The following is a 20,714-nucleotide window of genomic DNA, read 5'->3' on the forward strand; positions in this document are numbered from 1 at the left end:
TTAAATATCGGTTTGGTTATTACCGCTCTCTATTAAGTGCTTAATCATTTCCTCTGATTGATTTTGAACATCAACGGCTGGTGCAGCTTCATCGGCACTTCCGCCACTTTGTGCTGGGCTATAAGCAATTGCAGAGCCTTCTTCATCAAGTAAGTTATTTAATGCAAGCAATTGCTCTGTTTCAGAGTCAATAATTACATCGTTTATATTAAGTGGCTCTGTTTCGCTCACTTGTACAACTTGCTCTGATGAACTAGCCATGGCCCCTGCGTTTGCTAAGTTGATGGTTTCGGTGCTCAACAGACCTTCACCTTGCGTATCACCCAATGCTGACTCTTCACTAAATGACGCAGGCATAGTGTCACCAGCACCTGAGCTAGATTGTGAGGTATACATATTGCCGGACTGCTCTACCTCGTTACCCGTATTTTTGATTAAGTAGTTTCCTGCTTCATCAACAGTAACAAAATAATATTGCTCCCCTCCACCAATGTTTAGGTTGGCTAAGTTTAATACCCCTCCCCAATCTCCATTGCTATCTGAAGTAAAGCTGCTTGAAAGTTCTAATACATCTAAATCTAGACCGAGTAAGTCAACGCCCAACAGCGAAGAGCCAATAATGTATACTTCAGTATCTGGCTCTGTTGTCCCTTCAACTGATGGTAATAAAACGTTTAATATTCCTGGATCAAAATCTATAACCTCAAAACCTATTGGCGTGGTATCTATAATCAATCCAGATACGCTACCGCTTGACGTTGTATTTCCTGATGCATCAGTTGCTACTGCTGTTACAGTATAAGCACCATCCGCTAACCCCGTATCCGGTGAGGCACTCCATGCACCCGATGCATTAACAGTTTCTATTAATACAATACTTTCAGTTGGGCCACTAAAGGTAACAGTTACAGACTCGCCAGGAGCGGCAGTGCCTGTTACGACTGGACTTTGATCTGCTGTTAGTACTAACCCCGAGTCAATTGTAACACCTGAGTCAACTGTGCTACTTGTGGATTGCGTACCGATATTACCGGGACCATCAGCAATGCTTACATCTACAGTGTAATTACCTTCACTAAGCACCTCTTCAGCCTTAACACTCCAGGTTCCATCATCACCAACTGTTTTTTCAACACTGTGCGAAGCACCAGCTGAATCTGTAAACATGACTATAACCGCTGCACCCGCAAAGCTTCCAGTTACAGAGCCCGTAATGGTTGGTGTTGTTTCTTGACCAACTGCGATAGCATCTATAAATACAATAGGTGCTGTGTAGTCTGTGCTTGACACCATAGTATCGCTAGAAGAGTTACCCGCAGTATCACTTATGGATGCTGTAGCACTAAAGCTACCTTCACTTAATGGGGTGGTCGCTATTACTGACCATGTACCATTGCCTGCAACTTGGGCAGTAATAGTTTGTGAATCGTTATTAGCATCTGTAATAACCACGCTTAGCGTTGTACCTGCTGGTGCATCACTTGTACCTGTAATAGTTGGTAGTGGATTGTTAGTAACTGCTAACTGGTCAACTTCAATTGTTGGCGGTGTTAAATCAACAATACCACCTAGGCTTGTAGAACTGGTAAGTCCTAAGTTTTCGACCGTAGCATCTACTGTAAAGGCGCCTTCAGCTAATGGAACGCTAGGTATTAACGTCCACACTCCCGAAATAGCCTGTGTGTTGTAAGTAGTTGCTGTACCGCTACTATCGGTTATTACAACTTCTACATCGCCATTTAACACATCGGTAGTACCGCTAATGGTAGGGGTTGTATCGCTTGTATCTATTATTGGGTTGATTAATAGGCCCGGTAAAGTAGTGCTAACGGTGCCCGTTTGTGTCACTGTTGCTATATTTCCTGCATCATCAATACTAATTGCCTCAACGGTTAAATCACCTTCAGCTAGAACCGGAGTAACAATAAGCCATGTTCCATCTCCTAGTACCGTTGTGGTAACTTCATAAAGCGTGTTTGTAGAGTCGGTAATTTTAACCGTAATTAAGCTACCGGTTTCTTCGTCACTAGTGCCAGTAATAGTAGGCGTTAATGTATTAAGTACACCAAAGGCGTCTATTTCTAACGATGGCGGTATGGTATCGATGGTCACTTGCTCAGTAACAGACTGGCCTACGTTGCCTGCAGCATCAGTAATGCCTGCGAATACACTATATATACCATCAGGTAAGCTAGTTGTTAATAACGACCACGTGCCATCACTTCCTACAAGCGCATCAAATACTGTTTCATTGCCGTTACTACCAATTACAGTTACATCAATCTCTGTACCTGGTGCTTCTTCTGATGTACCTGAAATAGTTAGTATGTCAGTATTGCTGATGCTCAACGGTAAAATATCTACCACAGGCACTAGCGTATCAACTACAAACTCAAGCGTTTGTGTTACTACGTTGCCCGAATCATCTGTAATACTAACATTAGCAACGTGTTGCCCTTCAGATAATGCATCTAGCTGTAGCGTGAACAACCCTAGAGCATCGACAGTAGTCGTTAGTACAGTCCCGCCATCTAGTTGTATTTCTACTACACCATTAATTAAATCACTGACGCCTTGAATTATTGGCGATGAATCTGATGTTGTCCCAATAACATCTAAGACCAACGTTGGCGATATGGTATCTACAACATCTGTGATTAATTGTGTTGCAGTAATACCAACCTCACTAAGCACATTAACGGTTACACTAAATAAGCCTTCTGCAAGAGACTGAGGCACTTGTACAGACCATGATTGATCGGCTTGTACTATTGCAACTAGTTCTTGTACTACGTTATCGCTATCAATCACTTCAACTAGCACTTCAGTACCTGGTGCTTGGTCTGTTGACCCACTAATTATTGGTAAGTCGCCCTCGCCAGTTACAAAGTTAACCACCGCATTTAGTAATGGGGTTGAGGCATCTACATCAGCCGTAGTTATAGTGGTTGTATTACCAGCATCGTCAGTTGCAGAAGCTTCAACAACCGATAAGCCTACTACGTTCACAGCTAAACCCACTAACTCCCAATCACCATTTGCATCTGTAGTTACATCGTATGTTAAATCAAGTAAATCACCTGCAAGCTCTAGAGTAACCGTAACGGTTTTACCTTCGCCCAAATCGGATGTACCAGATAATGTAACTAACTGACCTAATAAGAACGTAGGCACAATTGTTAGTTCTGGTCCTACAGTATCAACCTCGCCACCCGTTTTACTGTCAGTAGAAATATTGCCTGCAGCATCGCTAATAGTTGCGCTTACACTGTAAACACCGTCAGCCAAAATATTATCAGCAGCCGCTTGCCAATCACCATTAGCATCGGTTTGAACTGTCATTTGATGAGAAGCCCCAGTAGAATCAGTAAAGGTAACAATCACATTAGTGTTGGCCTCGTTTGATGTGCCCGAAATCAGAGGTGTGTTGTCTTGTGTTAGTTCCAGTGAGCTTTGATCAATACTAATCTCTGGTGCGATAGTATCTATGGTCGCGCTTACAAGTGCATCACCGGTATTTCCTGCATTATCGGTAATAAACACCTCAACAGAATAACCTCCTTGTGAAAGGCTGTTAGTGGCCTCTACTGTCCATGTGCCACCGGCTTGCACGTTTGTGTTTACAGAGTGCTCGTTACCTTGTGCATCAATAAATACGACAACAACGCTATCACCTACTGTTGCTCCAGTAACAGTACCTGAAACACTTGGTGTTAAATCGATACTTCCAACAATATCGTTAATAGTTACTATTGGTGCTGTTATATCAAGCGTACCTGTTGCGCTCGTACTTACAGGGTTGCCTGCGGTATCTGTTGTTGATGCATTTACACTAAATACCCCTTCACTAAGCGCACTAGGTGCAGCAACTGACCAAGTGCCATTGGCTCCCACTGTGGCATTAACTGTTTGCTCAGCCCCTAAGCTATCAGTAATTAAAATTACAACTATTGCGCCTTGCGGTGCCGTTGTTGTGCCCGAAATAGTAGGGGTTGTATCGTTGGCTGTAATAAGCGTATTGATACTTAGTGCTGGTGCTGTTAAATCGATAACACCACTACTCGTAGCGTTACTTGTTAAGCCATCTTCAGTAACACTTGCAGTAACAGTAAACTCTCCCTCAGGAAGTATATCTGTCGCATCTACACTCCAAGCACCGCTTAGCACAGTAGTAGTAACTGTGTGTGAAACATTATCAATATCCGTTATAACTACTGTAATTTCAGTGCCATCAGCCGCACTGCTTGTACCCGAAAGTGTTGGGGTTTGATCGTTCGTATCAACAATGGTGTTTATATTAATAGTAGGCGCATTAGTATTAAGCGTTGCAGTCGCCTCTGCTGATGAAGTGTTTCCTGCCGTATCAGTAATACTTGCTGAAACTGTCACTTGTCCATCAGTTAGTGGGATCGTTACATCAAGGCTCCATCCTCCGTTGGCAGCAACTGTTGTTGTATATGTATCGACGCTATCACCATCAGTAATTGTGACGGTGATTGTAGTACCTTCAACCTCATTAGATGTACCTGAAATAGTAGGCGTACTGTTATTAATTGTACCTAAGGCATCAATAGTAATATTAGGCGCTTGGGTATCAACAAAACTTGACGCTGAATCTGAGCCTGTATTGCCAGCATCATCAGTAATACTTACTACAACATCGTAATTACCATCAGGTAAACTCGGTGCCGTAGCTTGCCAGTTTCCACTTGCATCAACCGTTGCTAATAGCGTGTGGGTATCACCATTACTATCTGTAATAACAATATCTACATTTGTGCCAGTAGGCTCTGTTGATGTGCCGCTTATAATTAGGGTATCTGTATTAAATACTGTGATATCAGCGAGTACTACAACCGGGACTTGCGTATCAATAGTTAAATCTATTGTTGTGTTAGTGATGTTATTAGCTTCATCGGCAACATTTATTTGCGCTGTATAGCTCCCATCAGTAAGTGCCGTAGGTACTTCTACTTGCCAGTTCCCCTCTGCACCAACTACAGCAAAGAACGTTTGCCCATCAATACTAATAATTACATCAGCACCAATTGCATCACTGGTGCCTGAAATAATTGGCGTCGTATCTGCTGTAGTATCAATAGGGTTAACACTAAGGGTTGGTGCAATACTGTCTATTTCACCTTGTGCTTGCTCAGTAGTTAAATTACCAACTTCATCTCTTACCTCAGCAGTTACAGTGTACTGACCTTGCGAAAGCTCGGTTGGAACTTCAACAGACCAACCCCCATTTGCTTGAACAATAGCCGTAAACTCTTGACTCTGCCCTGCACTATCTACAACGGTAAGTTTTACCTCTGTACCCGCTTCCATATCAGTGACACCTGAAATTACAGGCGTAGCATCGTTCGATAAGGCATCAACAGTCACAGTGAGCGCAGGTGCTTCGTTATCAAAATCAAGCGAGTTAACAGTAACAGCGTTACCAGCGGCATCACTTGCACTGGCTGTAACATAGGCAAGGTTAAGTAGAGGTACTGTTATATTTGCAACAACCCACGAGCCATCTGCATCAGTCGTCGCAGTGTACGTAGCTCCTAAAAGTCCACCTACTAAATGCTCTGTGATAGTAACCACTGACCCTTCAGGCAAATCAGATGTACCTGATAAAGAAACCAAATTACCGGTTGCGAATGCTGGAATAATTCTCAGATCTGGTGGGGTCACATCCACTTCGCCTGTATCACTACCTGTACCGGTGTTGCCCGCCGCATCGGTGATGCTGGCGCTAACACTGTAGTTCCCTTCTGCTAAGTCTGTCGCTGGGGTGGCACTCCAGTTACCGTTGATATCGGTTTGTACATCAATGGTTTGAACTGCATTGGCCGCATCCGTAAAGGTAACGGTGAGGGTGCTGTTTGGTGCATCACTGGTGCCTGTCACCGTTGGGGTGCTGTCGTTAGTGAGTACAGGCGCATCCACACTCACACTTGGTGCGGTGGTATCAATGTTACCGCTGGCGGTAATATCGTTGCTGTTGCCCGCTGCATCGCTAATAGTCGCTTCGATGCTGTAAGGGCCTTCGGCCAATGCGTTTGGCACTTCGACTGAGAAGTTGCCGCTGACATCCACGGTGGTGGTAAAGGTTTGCTCGACTCCTAAATCATCTGTAACAGTAAAGGTGATCACGGTGCCTTCTACCGCATCACTGGTGCCACTTAAGGTTGGGGTGACGTCGTTACTTGAACCTGGGCTGGTTAGCTCAAGCGTTGGGGCTATGGTGTCGACTTCCCCTGCGCCTGTGGCAGTCGCGGCGTTACCCGCTGTATCGCTTACGCTTGCACTTACTGTATAACTGCCTTCAGCAAGTACTTGTGAGGCGGCCACACTCCAGGTGCCATTAGCCCCAAGCGTAGTTGTAACCGTATGAGTGACGTTATTACTATCGGTGATTTCAACCGTCACGGTGCTGCCTTGCGGTGCATTCGCGGTGCCGGTGATAGTTGGTGTGGTGTCGTTTGTTACGCTCAGCGTATCAACTTCAATCGCTGGCATGGTGGTATCAATAATACCGGTTTCGGTCGCGCTGCCAATATTCCCTAGGCCATCGCCTACTTCGGCGGTGACCGTGTATTCGCCTTCAGGTAAATCACTCGGGGCATCAACACTCCATACACCACCCGTTACGGTCGTATCAACAGTCGTAATATTTCCTGCACTGTCTACAAACGTTAAGCTAATGGTGGTGCCATCGGCTGCATCGCTTGTCCCGTTAATGGTTGGCGTGGTGTCGTTGGTATCCACCAAGGCATTAATGCTAATACTTGGCGCAGTGGTATTCAGTGTCGCGGTTTCACTTAATGTGGTGGTGTTACCAGCGCTGTCGCTCACGCTTGCTTCAATGGTGAGCTCACCATCGCTTAAAGCGTTCGGTACATCCGCTGACCAGCTGCCATCAGCTTGTACTGTGGCGGTGAAGGTTTCGGTTGTGGTGCCATCGCTGACGCTGATACTAATCACCGTGCCCGCTGGCGCATTGCTGCTTCCGCTGATTGTCGGGGTGCTGTCGTTGGTCGCGCCTACGGTATCAAGCACAAGTGTTGGTGCTAAGGTATCAAGGGTGCCCACTTGCACGGCGCCCCCGGTATTGCCTGCTGCATCGGTAATGCTGGCTTGCACACTGTAACTGCCGTCTGGTAATTCAGGGCTGGTTGCTTGCCAGTTGCCGTCGGCATCGACGGTGGCGGTAATCGGTGTTTCATCGCCATTACTGTCGGTGATGACAATGTTTACAACGGTGCCTTCAGGCTCTGTTGAGGTACCACTAATAACTGGCGTACTGTCGTTGCCAAGGCCCAGTGCATCCACGCTCACAATCGGGGTGATGGTATCTACATTACCGCTGCTGTTTGCGGTGGTGTCATTGCCTGCGGCATCGGTAATACTGGCGCTCACAGTAAAGTCACCTTGTGCGAGCGCACTTGGCACTTCAATGTCCCAGTGGCCATCACTGCCAACGGTGGTAGTGATGGTTTGCACGGCGCCGTCGCTGTCGGTGACGGTGAGTGTGACCGTGCCACCAATTTCGTTACTGGTGCCTTGCAGTATTGGTGTTAAGTCGTTTACATCACCTACATTTTGTATCGTAAGCGTTGGTGCTTGCGTGTCGATAATGGTGGTTTCACTCACAGTGGTTTCGTTGCCCACGCTGTCGCGTACGCTCACTTCAATGGTGCTTTCCCCTTCGCTGAGTGGTGTACTTGGTGTCGCACTCCAATCACCATTTGCATCCACAAGCGCAGTGATGGTTTGTAGGTTGCCATCGCTGTCGGTCACCACAATGGTTACTTGTGCGCCTTCGCCCGCATCACTTGTGCCACTAATAACAGGGGTGTTGCTGTCGCTTTGTGCGTCAACCTCAACCGTCAGCGTTGGTGGGGTGTTATCAAAGTCATCTGAGCTTATTGTGCGTGTATTACCCGCTGCATCGGTGGCTGTGGCGATCACAGAGCCCACATCCAGCAAAGAAATATCTAAGCCAATAAGTGACCAATTACCATCGGCATCAGTTGTGGTGGTGTAGGTGGCACCAATACCACCGCCAACCAGTTGCTCGGTAATGGTGATTTCACTGCCTGCTGGCAAGTCAGAGGTACCACTTAAGGTAACTAATAAACCAAGCTCAAAGGTCGGCGTAAAGGCAAGCGCCGGTGGCGTTACATCCACTTCGCCCGTATCGCTGCCTATGCCGGTGTTGCCCGCCGCATCGGTGATACTGGCGCTAACACTGTAGTTCCCTTCTGCTAAGTCTGTCGCTGGAGTGGCACTCCAGTTACCGTTGATATCGGTTTGCACATCAATGGTTTGAACTGCGTTGGCCGCATCCGTAAAGGTAACGGTGAGGGTGCTGTTTGGTGCATCACTGGTGCCTGTCACCGTTGGGGTGCTGTCGTTAGTGAGTATTGGCGCATCCACACTCACACTGGGCGCGGTGGTATCAATGTTACCGCTGGCGGTAATATCGTTGCTGTTGCCCGCTGCATCGCTAATAGTCGCTTCGATGCTGTAAGGGCCTTCGGCCAATGCGTTTGGCACTTCGACTGAGAAGTTGCCGCTGACATCCACGGTGGTGGTAAAGGTTTGCTCGACTCCTAAATCATCTGTAACAGTAAAGGTGATCACGGTGCCTTCTACCGCATCACTGGTGCCACTTAAGGTTGGGGTGACGTCGTTACTTGAACCTGGGCTGGTTAGCTCAAGCGTTGGGGCAATGGTGTCCACTTCCCCTGAGCCAGTTGCTGTTGCTTCATTGCCAGCGGCATCGCTTACGCTTGCACTTACTGTATAACTACCTTCAGCAAGGGCTGTTGTAACAGGCACTGACCACGTGCCACTTGCGCCCACTGTGGCGGTAATGGTTTGCGCTGCACCGGCACTGTCTGTCACAACAATTGTGACTTCGCTGCCTTGTGGTGCATCGCTTGTGCCCGAGATAGTCGGTGTTGTGTCATTCCCCACGCCGTTATCTGTAATAGCAAGGCTTGGTGCGGTTAAGTCAATCTCACCGGTTTCGCTCGCGCTGCCAATATTCCCTAGGCCATCGCCTACTTCGGCGGTGACCGTGTATTCGCCTTCAGGTAAATCACTCGGGGCATCAACACTCCATACACCACCCGTTACGGTCGTATCAACAGTCGTAATATTTCCTGCACTGTCTACAAACGTTAAGCTAATGGTGGTGCCATCGGCTGCATCGCTTGTCCCGTTAATGGTTGGCGTGGTGTCGTTGGTATCCACCAAGGCATTAATGCTAATACTTGGCGCAGTGGTATTCAGTGTCGCGGTTTCACTTAATGTGGTGGTGTTACCAGCGCTGTCGCTCACGCTTGCTTCAATGGTGAGCTCACCATCGCTTAAGGCGTTCGGTACATCCGCTGACCAGCTGCCATCGGCTTGTACCGTGGCGGTGAAGGTTTCGGTTGTGGTGCCATCGCTGACGCTGATACTAATCACCGTGCCCGCTGGCGCATTGCTGCTTCCGCTGATTGTCGGGGTGCTGTCGTTGGTCGCGCCTACGGTATCAAGCACAAGTGTTGGTGCTAAGGTATCAAGGGTGCCCACTTGCACGGCGCCCCCGGTATTGCCTGCTGCATCGGTAATGCTGGCTTGCACACTGTAACTGCCGTCTGGTAATTCAGGGCTGGTTGCTTGCCAGTTGCCGTCGGCATCGACGGTGGCGGTAATCGGTGTTTCATCGCCATTACTGTCGGTGATGACAATGTTTACAACGGTGCCTTCAGGCTCTGTTGAGGTACCACTAATAACTGGCGTACTGTCGTTGCCAAGGCCCAGTGCATCCACGCTCACAATCGGGGTGATGGTATCTACATTACCGCTGCTGTTTGCGGTGGTGTCATTGCCTGCGGCATCGGTAATACTGGCGCTCACAGTAAAGTCACCTTGTGCGAGCGCACTTGGCACTTCAATGTCCCAGTGGCCATCACTGCCAACGGTGGTAGTGATGGTTTGCACGGCGCCGTCGCTGTCGGTGACGGTGAGTGTGACCGTGCCACCAATTTCGTTACTGGTGCCTTGCAGTATTGGTGTTAAGTCGTTTACATCACCTACATTTTGTATCGTAAGCGTTGGTGCTTGCGTGTCGATAATGGTGGTTTCACTCACAGTGGTTTCGTTGCCCACGCTGTCGCGTACGCTCACTTCAATGGTGCTTTCCCCTTCGCTGAGTGGTGTACTTGGTGTCGCACTCCAATCACCATTTGCATCCACAAGCGCAGTGATGGTTTGTAGGTTGCCATCGCTGTCGGTCACCACAATGGTTACTTGTGCGCCTTCGCCCGCATCACTTGTGCCACTAATAACAGGGGTGTTGCTGTCGCTTTGTGCGTCAACCTCAACCGTCAGCGTTGGTGGGGTGTTATCAAAGTCATCTGAGCTTATTGTGCGTGTATTACCCGCTGCATCGGTGGCTGTGGCGATCACAGAGCCCACATCCAGCAAAGAAATATCTAAGCCAATAAGTGACCAATTACCATCGGCATCAGTTGTGGTGGTGTAGGTGGCACCAATACCACCGCCAACCAGTTGCTCGGTAATGGTGATTTCACTGCCTGCTGGCAAGTCAGAGGTACCACTTAAGGTAACTAATAAACCAAGCTCAAAGGTCGGCGTAAAGGCAAGCGCCGGTGGCGTTACATCCACTTCGCCCGTATCGCTGCCTATGCCGGTGTTGCCCGCCGCATCGGTGATACTGGCGCTAACACTGTAGTTCCCTTCTGCTAAGTCTGTCGCTGGAGTGGCACTCCAGTTACCGTTGATATCGGTTTGCACATCAATGGTTTGAACTGCGTTGGCCGCATCCGTAAAGGTAACGGTGAGGGTGCTGTTTGGTGCATCACTGGTGCCTGTCACCGTTGGGGTGCTGTCGTTAGTGAGTATTGGCGCATCCACACTCACACTGGGCGCGGTGGTATCAATGTTACCGCTGGCGGTAATATCGTTGCTGTTGCCCGCTGCATCGCTAATAGTCGCTTCGATGCTGTAAGGGCCTTCGGCCAATGCGTTTGGCACTTCGACTGAGAAGTTGCCGCTGACATCCACGGTGGTGGTAAAGGTTTGCTCGACTCCTAAATCATCTGTAACAGTAAAGGTGATCACGGTGCCTTCTACCGCATCACTGGTGCCACTTAAGGTTGGGGTGACGTCGTTACTTGAACCTGGGCTGGTTAGCTCAAGCGTTGGGGCAATGGTGTCCACTTCCCCTGAGCCAGTTGCTGTTGCTTCATTGCCAGCGGCATCGCTTACGCTTGCACTTACTGTATAACTACCTTCAGCAAGGGCTGTTGTAACAGGCACTGACCACGTGCCACTTGCGCCCACTGTGGCGGTAATGGTTTGCGCTGCACCGGCACTGTCTGTCACAACAATTGTGACTTCGCTGCCTTGTGGTGCATCGCTTGTGCCCGAGATAGTCGGTGTTGTGTCATTCCCCACGCCGTTATCTGTAATAGCAAGGCTTGGTGCGGTTAAGTCAATCTCACCGGTTTCGCTCGCGCTGCCAATATTCCCTAGGCCATCGCCTACTTCGGCGGTGACCGTGTATTCGCCTTCAGCTAAATCACTCGGGGCATCAACACTCCATACACCACCCGTTACGGTCGTATCAACAGTCGTAATATTTCCTGCACTGTCTACAAACGTTAAGCTAATGGTGGTGCCATCGGCTGCATCGCTTGTCCCGTTAATGGTTGGCGTGGTGTCGTTGGTATCCACCAAGGCATTAATGCTAATACTTGGCGCAGTGGTATTCAGTGTCGCGGTTTCACTTAATGTGGTGGTGTTACCAGCGCTGTCGCTCACGCTTGCTTCAATGGTGAGCTCACCATCGCTTAAAGCGTTCGGTACATCCGCTGACCAGCTGCCATCAGCTTGTACTGTGGCGGTGAAGGTTTCGGTTGTGGTGCCATCGCTGACGCTGATACTAATCACCGTGCCCGCTGGCGCATTGCTGCTTCCGCTGATTGTCGGGGTGCTGTCGTTGGTCGCGCCTACGGTATCAAGCACAAGTGTTGGTGCTAAGGTATCAAGGGTGCCCACTTGCACGGCGCCCCCGGTATTGCCTGCTGCATCGGTAATGCTGGCTTGCACACTGTAACTGCCGTCTGGTAATTCAGGGCTGGTTGCTTGCCAGTTGCCGTCGGCATCGACGGTGGCGGTAATCGGTGTTTCATCGCCATTACTGTCGGTGATGACAATGTTTACAACGGTGCCTTCAGGCTCTGTTGAGGTACCACTAATAACTGGCGTACTGTCGTTGCCAAGGCCCAGTGCATCCACGCTCACAATCGGGGTGATGGTATCTACATTACCGCTGCTGTTTGCGGTGGTGTCATTGCCTGCGGCATCGGTAATACTGGCGCTCACAGTAAAGTCACCTTGTGCGAGCGCACTTGGCACTTCAATGTCCCAGTGGCCATCACTGCCAACGGTGGTAGTGATGGTTTGCACGGCGCCGTCGCTGTCGGTGACGGTGAGTGTGACCGTGCCACCAATTTCGTTACTGGTGCCTTGCAGTATTGGTGTTAAGTCGTTTACATCACCTACATTTTGTATCGTAAGCGTTGGTGCTTGCGTGTCGATAATGGTGGTTTCACTCACAGTGGTTTCGTTGCCCACGCTGTCGCGTACGCTCACTTCAATGGTGCTTTCCCCTTCGCTGAGTGGTGTACTTGGTGTCGCACTCCAATCACCATTTGCATCCACAAGCGCAGTGATGGTTTGTAGGTTGCCATCGCTGTCGGTCACCACAATGGTTACTTGTGCGCCTTCGCCCGCATCACTTGTGCCACTAATAACAGGGGTGTTGCTGTCGCTTTGTGCGTCAACCTCAACCGTCAGCGTTGGTGGGGTGTTATCAAAGTCATCTGAGCTTATTGTGCGTGTATTACCCGCTGCATCGGTGGCTGTGGCGATCACAGAGCCCACATCCAGCAAAGAAATATCTAAGCCAATAAGTGACCAATTACCATCGGCATCAGTTGTGGTGGTGTAGGTGGCACCAATACCACCGCCAACCAGTTGCTCGGTAATGGTGATTTCACTGCCTGCTGGCAAGTCAGAGGTACCACTTAAGGTAACTAATAAACCAAGCTCAAAGGTCGGCGTAAAGGCAAGCGCCGGTGGCGTTACATCCACTTCGCCCGTATCGCTGCCTATGCCGGTGTTGCCCGCCGCATCGGTGATACTGGCGCTAACACTGTAGTTCCCTTCTGCTAAGTCTGTCGCTGGAGTGGCACTCCAGTTACCGTTGATATCGGTTTGCACATCAATGGTTTGAACTGCGTTGGCCGCATCCGTAAAGGTAACGGTGAGGGTGCTGTTTGGTGCATCACTGGTGCCTGTCACCGTTGGGGTGCTGTCGTTAGTGAGTATTGGCGCATCCACACTCACACTGGGCGCGGTGGTATCAATGTTACCGCTGGCGGTAATATCGTTGCTGTTGCCCGCTGCATCGCTAATAGTCGCTTCGATGCTGTAAGGGCCTTCGGCCAATGCGTTTGGCACTTCGACTGAGAAGTTGCCGCTGACATCCACGGTGGTGGTAAAGGTTTGCTCGACTCCTAAATCATCTGTAACAGTAAAGGTGATCACGGTGCCTTCTACCGCATCACTGGTGCCACTTAAGGTTGGGGTGACGTCGTTACTTGAACCTGGGCTGGTTAGCTCAAGCGTTGGGGCAATGGTGTCCACTTCCCCTGAGCCAGTTGCTGTTGCTTCATTGCCAGCGGCATCGCTTACGCTTGCACTTACTGTATAACTACCTTCAGCAAGGGCTGTTGTAACAGGCACTGACCACGTGCCACTTGCGCCCACTGTGGCGGTAATGGTTTGCGCTGCACCGGCACTGTCTGTCACAACAATTGTGACTTCGCTGCCTTGTGGTGCATCGCTTGTGCCCGAGATAGTCGGTGTTGTGTCATTCCCCACGCCGTTATCTGTAATAGCAAGGCTTGGTGCGGTTAAGTCAATCTCACCGGTTTCGCTCGCGCTGCCAATATTCCCTAGGCCATCGCCTACTTCGGCGGTGACCGTGTATTCGCCTTCAGCTAAATCACTCGGGGCATCAACACTCCATACACCACCCGTTACGGTCGTATCAACAGTCGTAATATTTCCTGCACTGTCTACAAACGTTAAGCTAATGGTGGTGCCATCGGCTGCATCGCTTGTCCCGTTAATGGTTGGCGTGGTGTCGTTGGTATCCACCAAGGCATTAATGCTAATACTTGGCGCAGTGGTATTCAGTGTCGCGGTTTCACTTAATGTGGTGGTGTTACCAGCGCTGTCGCTCACGCTTGCTTCAATGGTGAGCTCACCATCGCTTAAGGCGTTCGGTACATCCGCTGACCAGCTGCCATCAGCTTGTACTGTGGCGGTGAAGGTTTCGGTTGTGGTGCCATCGCTGACGCTGATACTAATCACCGTGCCCGCTGGCGCATTGCTGCTTCCGCTGATTGTCGGGGTGCTGTCGTTGGTCGCGCCTACGGTATCAAGCACAAGTGTTGGTGCTAAGGTATCAAGGGTGCCCACTTGCACGGCGCCCCCGGTATTGCCTGCTGCATCGGTAATGCTGGCTTGCACACTGTAACTGCCGTCTGGTAATTCAGGGCTGGTTGCTTGCCAGTTGCCGTCGGCATCGACGGTGGCGGTAATCGGTGTTTCATCGCCATTACTGTCGGTGATGACAATGTTTACAACGGTGCCTTCAGGCTCTGTTGAGGTACCACTAATAACTGGCGTACTGTCGTTGCCAAGGCCCAGTGCATCCACGCTCACAATCGGGGTGATGGTATCTACATTACCGCTGCTGTTTGCGGTGGTGTCATTGCCTGCGGCATCGGTAATACTGGCGCTCACAGTAAAGTCACCTTGTGCGAGCGCACTTGGCACTTCAATGTCCCAGTGGCCATCACTGCCAACGGTGGTAGTGATGGTTTGCACGGCGCCGTCGCTGTCGGTGACGGTGAGTGTGACCGTGCCACCAATTTCGTTACTGGTGCCTTGCAGTATTGGTGTTAAGTCGTTTACATCACCTACATTTTGTATCGTAAGCGTTGGTGCTTGCGTGTCGATAATGGTGGTTTCACTCACAGTGGTTTCGTTGCCCACGCTGTCGCGTACGCTCACTTCAATGGTGCTTTCCCCTTCGCTGAGTGGTGTACTTGGTGTCGCACTCCAATCACCATTTGCATCCACAAGCGCAGTGATGGTTTGTAGGTTGCCATCGCTGTCGGTCACCACAATGGTTACTTGTGCGCCTTCGCCCGCATCACTTGTGCCACTAATAACAGGGGTGTTGCTGTCGCTTTGTGCGTCAACCTCAACCGTCAGCGTTGGTGGGGTGTTATCAAAGTCATCTGAGCTTATTGTGCGTGTATTACCCGCTGCATCGGTGGCTGTGGCGATCACAGAGCCCACATCCAGCAAAGAAATATCTAAGCCAATAAGTGACCAATTACCATCGGCATCAGTTGTGGTGGTGTAGGTGGCACCAATACCACCGCCAACCAGTTGCTCGGTAATGGTGATTTCACTGCCTGCTGGCAAGTCAGAGGTACCACTTAAGGTAACTAATAAACCAAGCTCAAAGGTCGGCGTAAAGGCAAGCGCCGGTGGCGTTACATCCACTTCGCCCGTATCGCTGCCTATGCCGGTGTTGCCCGCCGCATCGGTGATACTGGCGCTAACACTGTAGTTCCCTTCTGCTAAGTCTGTCGCTGGAGTGGCACTCCAGTTACCGTTGATATCGGTTTGCACATCAATGGTTTGAACTGCGTTGGCCGCATCCGTAAAGGTAACGGTGAGGGTGCTGTTTGGTGCATCACTGGTGCCTGTCACCGTTGGGGTGCTGTCGTTAGTGAGTATTGGCGCATCCACACTCACACTGGGCGCGGTGGTATCAATGTTACCGCTGGCGGTAATATCGTTGCTGTTGCCCGCTGCATCGCTAATAGTCGCTTCGATGCTGTAAGGGCCTTCGGCCAATGCGTTTGGCACTTCGACTGAGAAGTTGCCGCTGACATCCACGGTGGTGGTAAAGGTTTGCTCGACTCCTAAATCATCTGTAACAGTAAAGGTGATCACGGTGCCTTCTACCGCATCACTGGTGCCACTTAAGGTTGGGGTGACGTCGTTACTTGAACCTGGGCTGGTTAGCTCAAGCGTTGGGGCAATGGTGTCCACTTCCCCTGAGCCAGTTGCTGTTGCTTCATTGCCAGCGGCATCGCTTACGCTTGCACTTACTGTATAACTACCTTCAGCAAGGGCTGTTGTAACAGGCACTGACCACGTGCCACTTGCGCCCACTGTGGCGGTAATGGTTTGCGCTGCACCGGCACTGTCTGTCACAACAATTGTGACTTCGCTGCCTTGTGGTGCATCGCTTGTGCCCGAGATAGTCGGTGTTGTGTCATTCCCCACGCCGTTATCTGTAATAGCAAGGCTTGGTGCGGTTAAGTCAATCTCACCGGTTTCGCTCGCGCTGCCAATATTCCCTAGGCCATCGCCTACTTCGGCGGTGACCGTGTATTCGCCTTCAGCTAAATCACTCGGGGCATCAACACTCCATACACCACCCGTTACGGTCGTATCAACAGTCGTAATATTTCCTGCACTGTCTACAAACGTTAAGCTAATGGTGGTGCCATCGGCTGCATCGCTTGTCCCGTTAATGGTTGGCGTGGTGTCGTTGGTATCCACCAAGGCATTAATGCTAATACTTGGCGCAGTGGTATTCAGTGTCGCGGTTTCACTTAATGTGGTGGTGTTACCAGCGCTGTCGCTCACGCTTGCTTCAATGGTGAGCTCACCATCGCTTAAAGCGTTCGGTACATCCGCTGACCAGCTGCCATCAGCTTGTACTGTGGCGGTGAAGGTTTCGGTTGTGGTGCCATCGCTGACGCTGATACTAATCACCGTGCCCGCTGGCGCATTGCTGCTTCCGCTGATTGTCGGGGTGCTGTCGTTGGTCGCGCCTACGGTATCAAGCACAAGTGTTGGTGCTAAGGTATCAAGGGTGCCCACTTGCACGGCGCCCCCGGTATTGCCTGCTGCATCGGTAATGCTGGCTTGCACACTGTAACTGCCGTCTGGTAATTCAGGGCTGGTTGCTTGCCAGTTGCCGTCGGCATCGACGGTGGCGGTAATCGGTGTTTCATCGCCATTACTGTCGGTGATGACAATGTTTACAACGGTGCCTTCAGGCTCTGTTGAGGTACCACTAATAACTGGCGTACTGTCGTTGCCAAGGCCCAGTGCATCCACGCTCACAATCGGGGTGATGGTATCTACATTACCGCTGCTGTTTGCGGTGGTGTCATTGCCTGCGGCATCGGTAATACTGGCGCTCACAGTAAAGTCACCTTGTGCGAGCGCACTTGGCACTTCAATGTCCCAGTGGCCATCACTGCCAACGGTGGTAGTGATGGTTTGCACGGCGCCGTCGCTGTCGGTGACGGTGAGTGTGACCGTGCCACCAATTTCGTTACTGGTGCCTTGCAGTATTGGTGTTAAGTCGTTTACATCACCTACATTTTGTATCGTAAGCGTTGGTGCTTGCGTGTCGATAATGGTGGTTTCACTCACAGTGGTTTCGTTGCCCACGCTGTCGCGTACGCTCACTTCAATGGTGCTTTCCCCTTCGCTGAGTGGTGTACTTGGTGTCGCACTCCAATCACCATTTGCATCCACAAGCGCAGTGATGGTTTGTAGGTTGCCATCGCTGTCGGTCACCACAATGGTTACTTGTGCGCCTTCGCCCGCATCACTTGTGCCACTAATAACAGGGGTGTTGCTGTCGCTTTGTGCGTCAACCTCAACCGTCAGCGTTGGTGGGGTGTTATCAAAGTCATCTGAGCTTATTGTGCGTGTATTACCCGCTGCATCGGTGGCTGTGGCGATCACAGAGCCCACATCCAGCAAAGAAATATCTAAGCCAATAAGTGACCAATTACCATCGGCATCAGTTGTGGTGGTGTAGGTGGCACCAATACCACCGCCAACCAGTTGCTCGGTAATGGTGATTTCACTGCCTGCTGGCAAGTCAGAGGTACCACTTAAGGTAACCAATAAACCAAGCTCAAAGGTCGGTGTAAAGGCAAGCGCCGGTGGCGTTACATCCACTTCGCCCGTATCGCTGCCTATGCCGGTGTTGCCCGCCGCATCGGTGATGCTGGCGCTAACACTGTAGTTCCCTTCTGCTAAGTCTGTCGCTGGAGTGGCACTCCAGTTACCGTTGATATCGGTTTGTACATCAATGGTTTGAACTGCATTGGCCGCATCCGTAAAGGTAACGGTGAGGGTGCTGTTTGGTGCATCACTGGTGCCTGTCACCGTTGGGGTGCTGTCGTTAGTGAGTATTGGCGCATCCACACTCACACTGGGCGCGGTGGTATCAATGTTACCGCTGGCGGTAATATCGTTGCTGTTGCCCGCTGCATCGCTAATAGTCGCTTCGATGCTGTAAGGGCCTTCGGCCAATGCGTTTGGCACTTCGACTGAGAAGTTGCCGCTGACATCCACGGTGGTGGTAAAGGTTTGCTCGACTCCTAAATCATCTGTAACAGTAAAGGTGATCACGGTGCCTTCTACCGCATCACTGGTGCCACTTAAGGTTGGGGTGACGTCGTTACTTGAACCTGGGCTGGTTAGCTCAAGCGTTGGGGCAATGGTGTCCACTTCCCCTGAGCCAGTTGCTGTTGCTTCATTGCCAGCGGCATCGCTTACGCTTGCACTTACTGTATAACTGCCTTCAGCAAGTACTTGTGAGGCGGCCACACTCCAGGTGCCATTAGCCCCAAGCGTAGTTGTAACCGTATGAGTGACGTTATTACTATCGGTGATTTCAACCGTCACGGTGCTGCCTTGCGGTGCATTCGCGGTGCCGGTGATAGTTGGTGTGGTGTCGTTTGTTACGCTCAGCGTATCAACTTCAATCGCTGGCATGGTGGTATCAATAATACCGGTTTCGGTCGCGCTGCCAATATTCCCTAGGCCATCGCCTACTTCGGCGGTGACCGTGTATTCGCCTTCAGCTAAATCACTCGGGGCATCAACACTCCATACACCACCCGTTACGGTCGTATCAACAGTCGTAATATTTCCTGCACTGTCTACAAACGTTAAGCTAATGGTGGTGCCATCGGCTGCATCGCTTGTCCCGTTAATGGTTGGCGTGGTGTCGTTGGTATCCACCAAGGCATTAATACTAATGCTTGGCGCAGTGGTATTCAGTGTCGCGGTTTCACTTAATGTGGTGGTGTTACCAGCGCTGTCGCTCACGCTTGCTTCAATGGTGAGCTCACCATCGCTTAAAGCGTTCGGTACATCCGCTGACCAGCTGCCATCAGCTTGTACTGTGGCGGTGAAGGTTTCGGTTGTGGTGCCATCGCTGACGCTGATACTAATCACCGTGCCCGCTGGCGCATTGCTGCTTCCGCTGATTGTCGGGGTGCTGTCGTTGGTCGCGCCTACGGTATCAAGCACAAGTGTTGGTGCTAAGGTATCAAGGGTGCCCACTTGCACGGCGCCCCCGGTATTGCCTGCTGCATCGGTAATGCTGGCTTGCACACTGTAACTGCCGTCTGGTAATTCAGGGCTGGTTGCTTGCCAGTTGCCGTCGGCATCGACGGTGGCGGTAATCGGTGTTTCATCGCCATTACTGTCGGTGATGACAATGTTTACAACGGTGCCTTCAGGCTCTGTTGAGGTACCACTAATAACTGGCGTACTGTCGTTGCCAAGGCCCAGTGCATCCACGCTCACAATCGGGGTGATGGTATCTACATTACCGCTGCTGTTTGCGGTGGTGTCATTGCCTGCGGCATCGGTAATACTGGCGCTCACAGTAAAGTCACCTTGTGCGAGCGCACTTGGCACTTCAATGTCCCAGTGGCCATCACTGCCAACGGTGGTAGTGATGGTTTGCACGGCGCCGTCGCTGTCGGTGACGGTGAGTGTGACCGTGCCACCAATTTCGTTACTGGTGCCTTGCAGTATTGGTGTTAAGTCGTTTACATCACCTACATTTTGTATCGTAAGCGTTGGTGCTTGCGTGTCGATAATGGTGGTTTCACTCACAGTGGTTTCGTTGCCCACGCTGTCGCGTACGCTCACTTCAATGGTGCTTTCCCCTTCGCTGAGTGGTGTACTTGGTGTCGCACTCCAATCACCATTTGCATCCACAAGCGCAGTGATGGTTTGTAGGTTGCCATCGCTGTCGGTCACCACAATGGTTACTTGTGCGCCTTCGCCCGCATCACTTGTGCCACTAATAACAGGGGTGTTGCTGTCGCTTTGTGCGTCAACCTCAACCGTCAGCGTTGGTGGGGTGTTATCAAAGTCATCTGAGCTTATTGTGCGTGTATTACCCGCTGCATCGGTGGCTGTGGCGATCACAGAGCCCACATCCAGCAAAGAAATATCTAAGCCAATAAGTGACCAATTACCATCGGCATCAGTTGTGGTGGTGTAGGTGGCACCAATACCACCGCCAACCAGTTGCTCGGTAATGGTGATTTCACTGCCTGCTGGCAAGTCAGAGGTACCACTTAAGGTAACTAATAAACCAAGCTCAAAGGTCGGCGTAAAGGCAAGCGCCGGTGGCGTTACATCCACTTCGCCCGTATCGCTGCCTATGCCGGTGTTGCCCGCCGCATCGGTGATACTGGCGCTAACACTGT

Annotated in this window: 1 protein-coding gene (running past one end of the window); it reads right to left on the bottom strand. The window is 50.7% G+C overall.

All coding sequences use genetic code 11. The features are described from left to right. On the bottom strand, positions 1-20,714 hold the 3' portion of the coding sequence (locus PESP_RS12720; protein WP_342744497.1) for an Ig-like domain-containing protein. 6,346 nt of this gene lie beyond the right edge of the window; 20,714 of the gene's 27,060 nt are visible here — the last part of the coding sequence; the start codon falls outside the window, past its right edge — the gene reads right to left on this strand; its stop codon occupies positions 1-3.

The organism is Pseudoalteromonas espejiana DSM 9414 (genome assembly GCF_002221525.1).
GTDB lineage: Bacteria > Pseudomonadota > Gammaproteobacteria > Enterobacterales > Alteromonadaceae > Pseudoalteromonas > Pseudoalteromonas espejiana.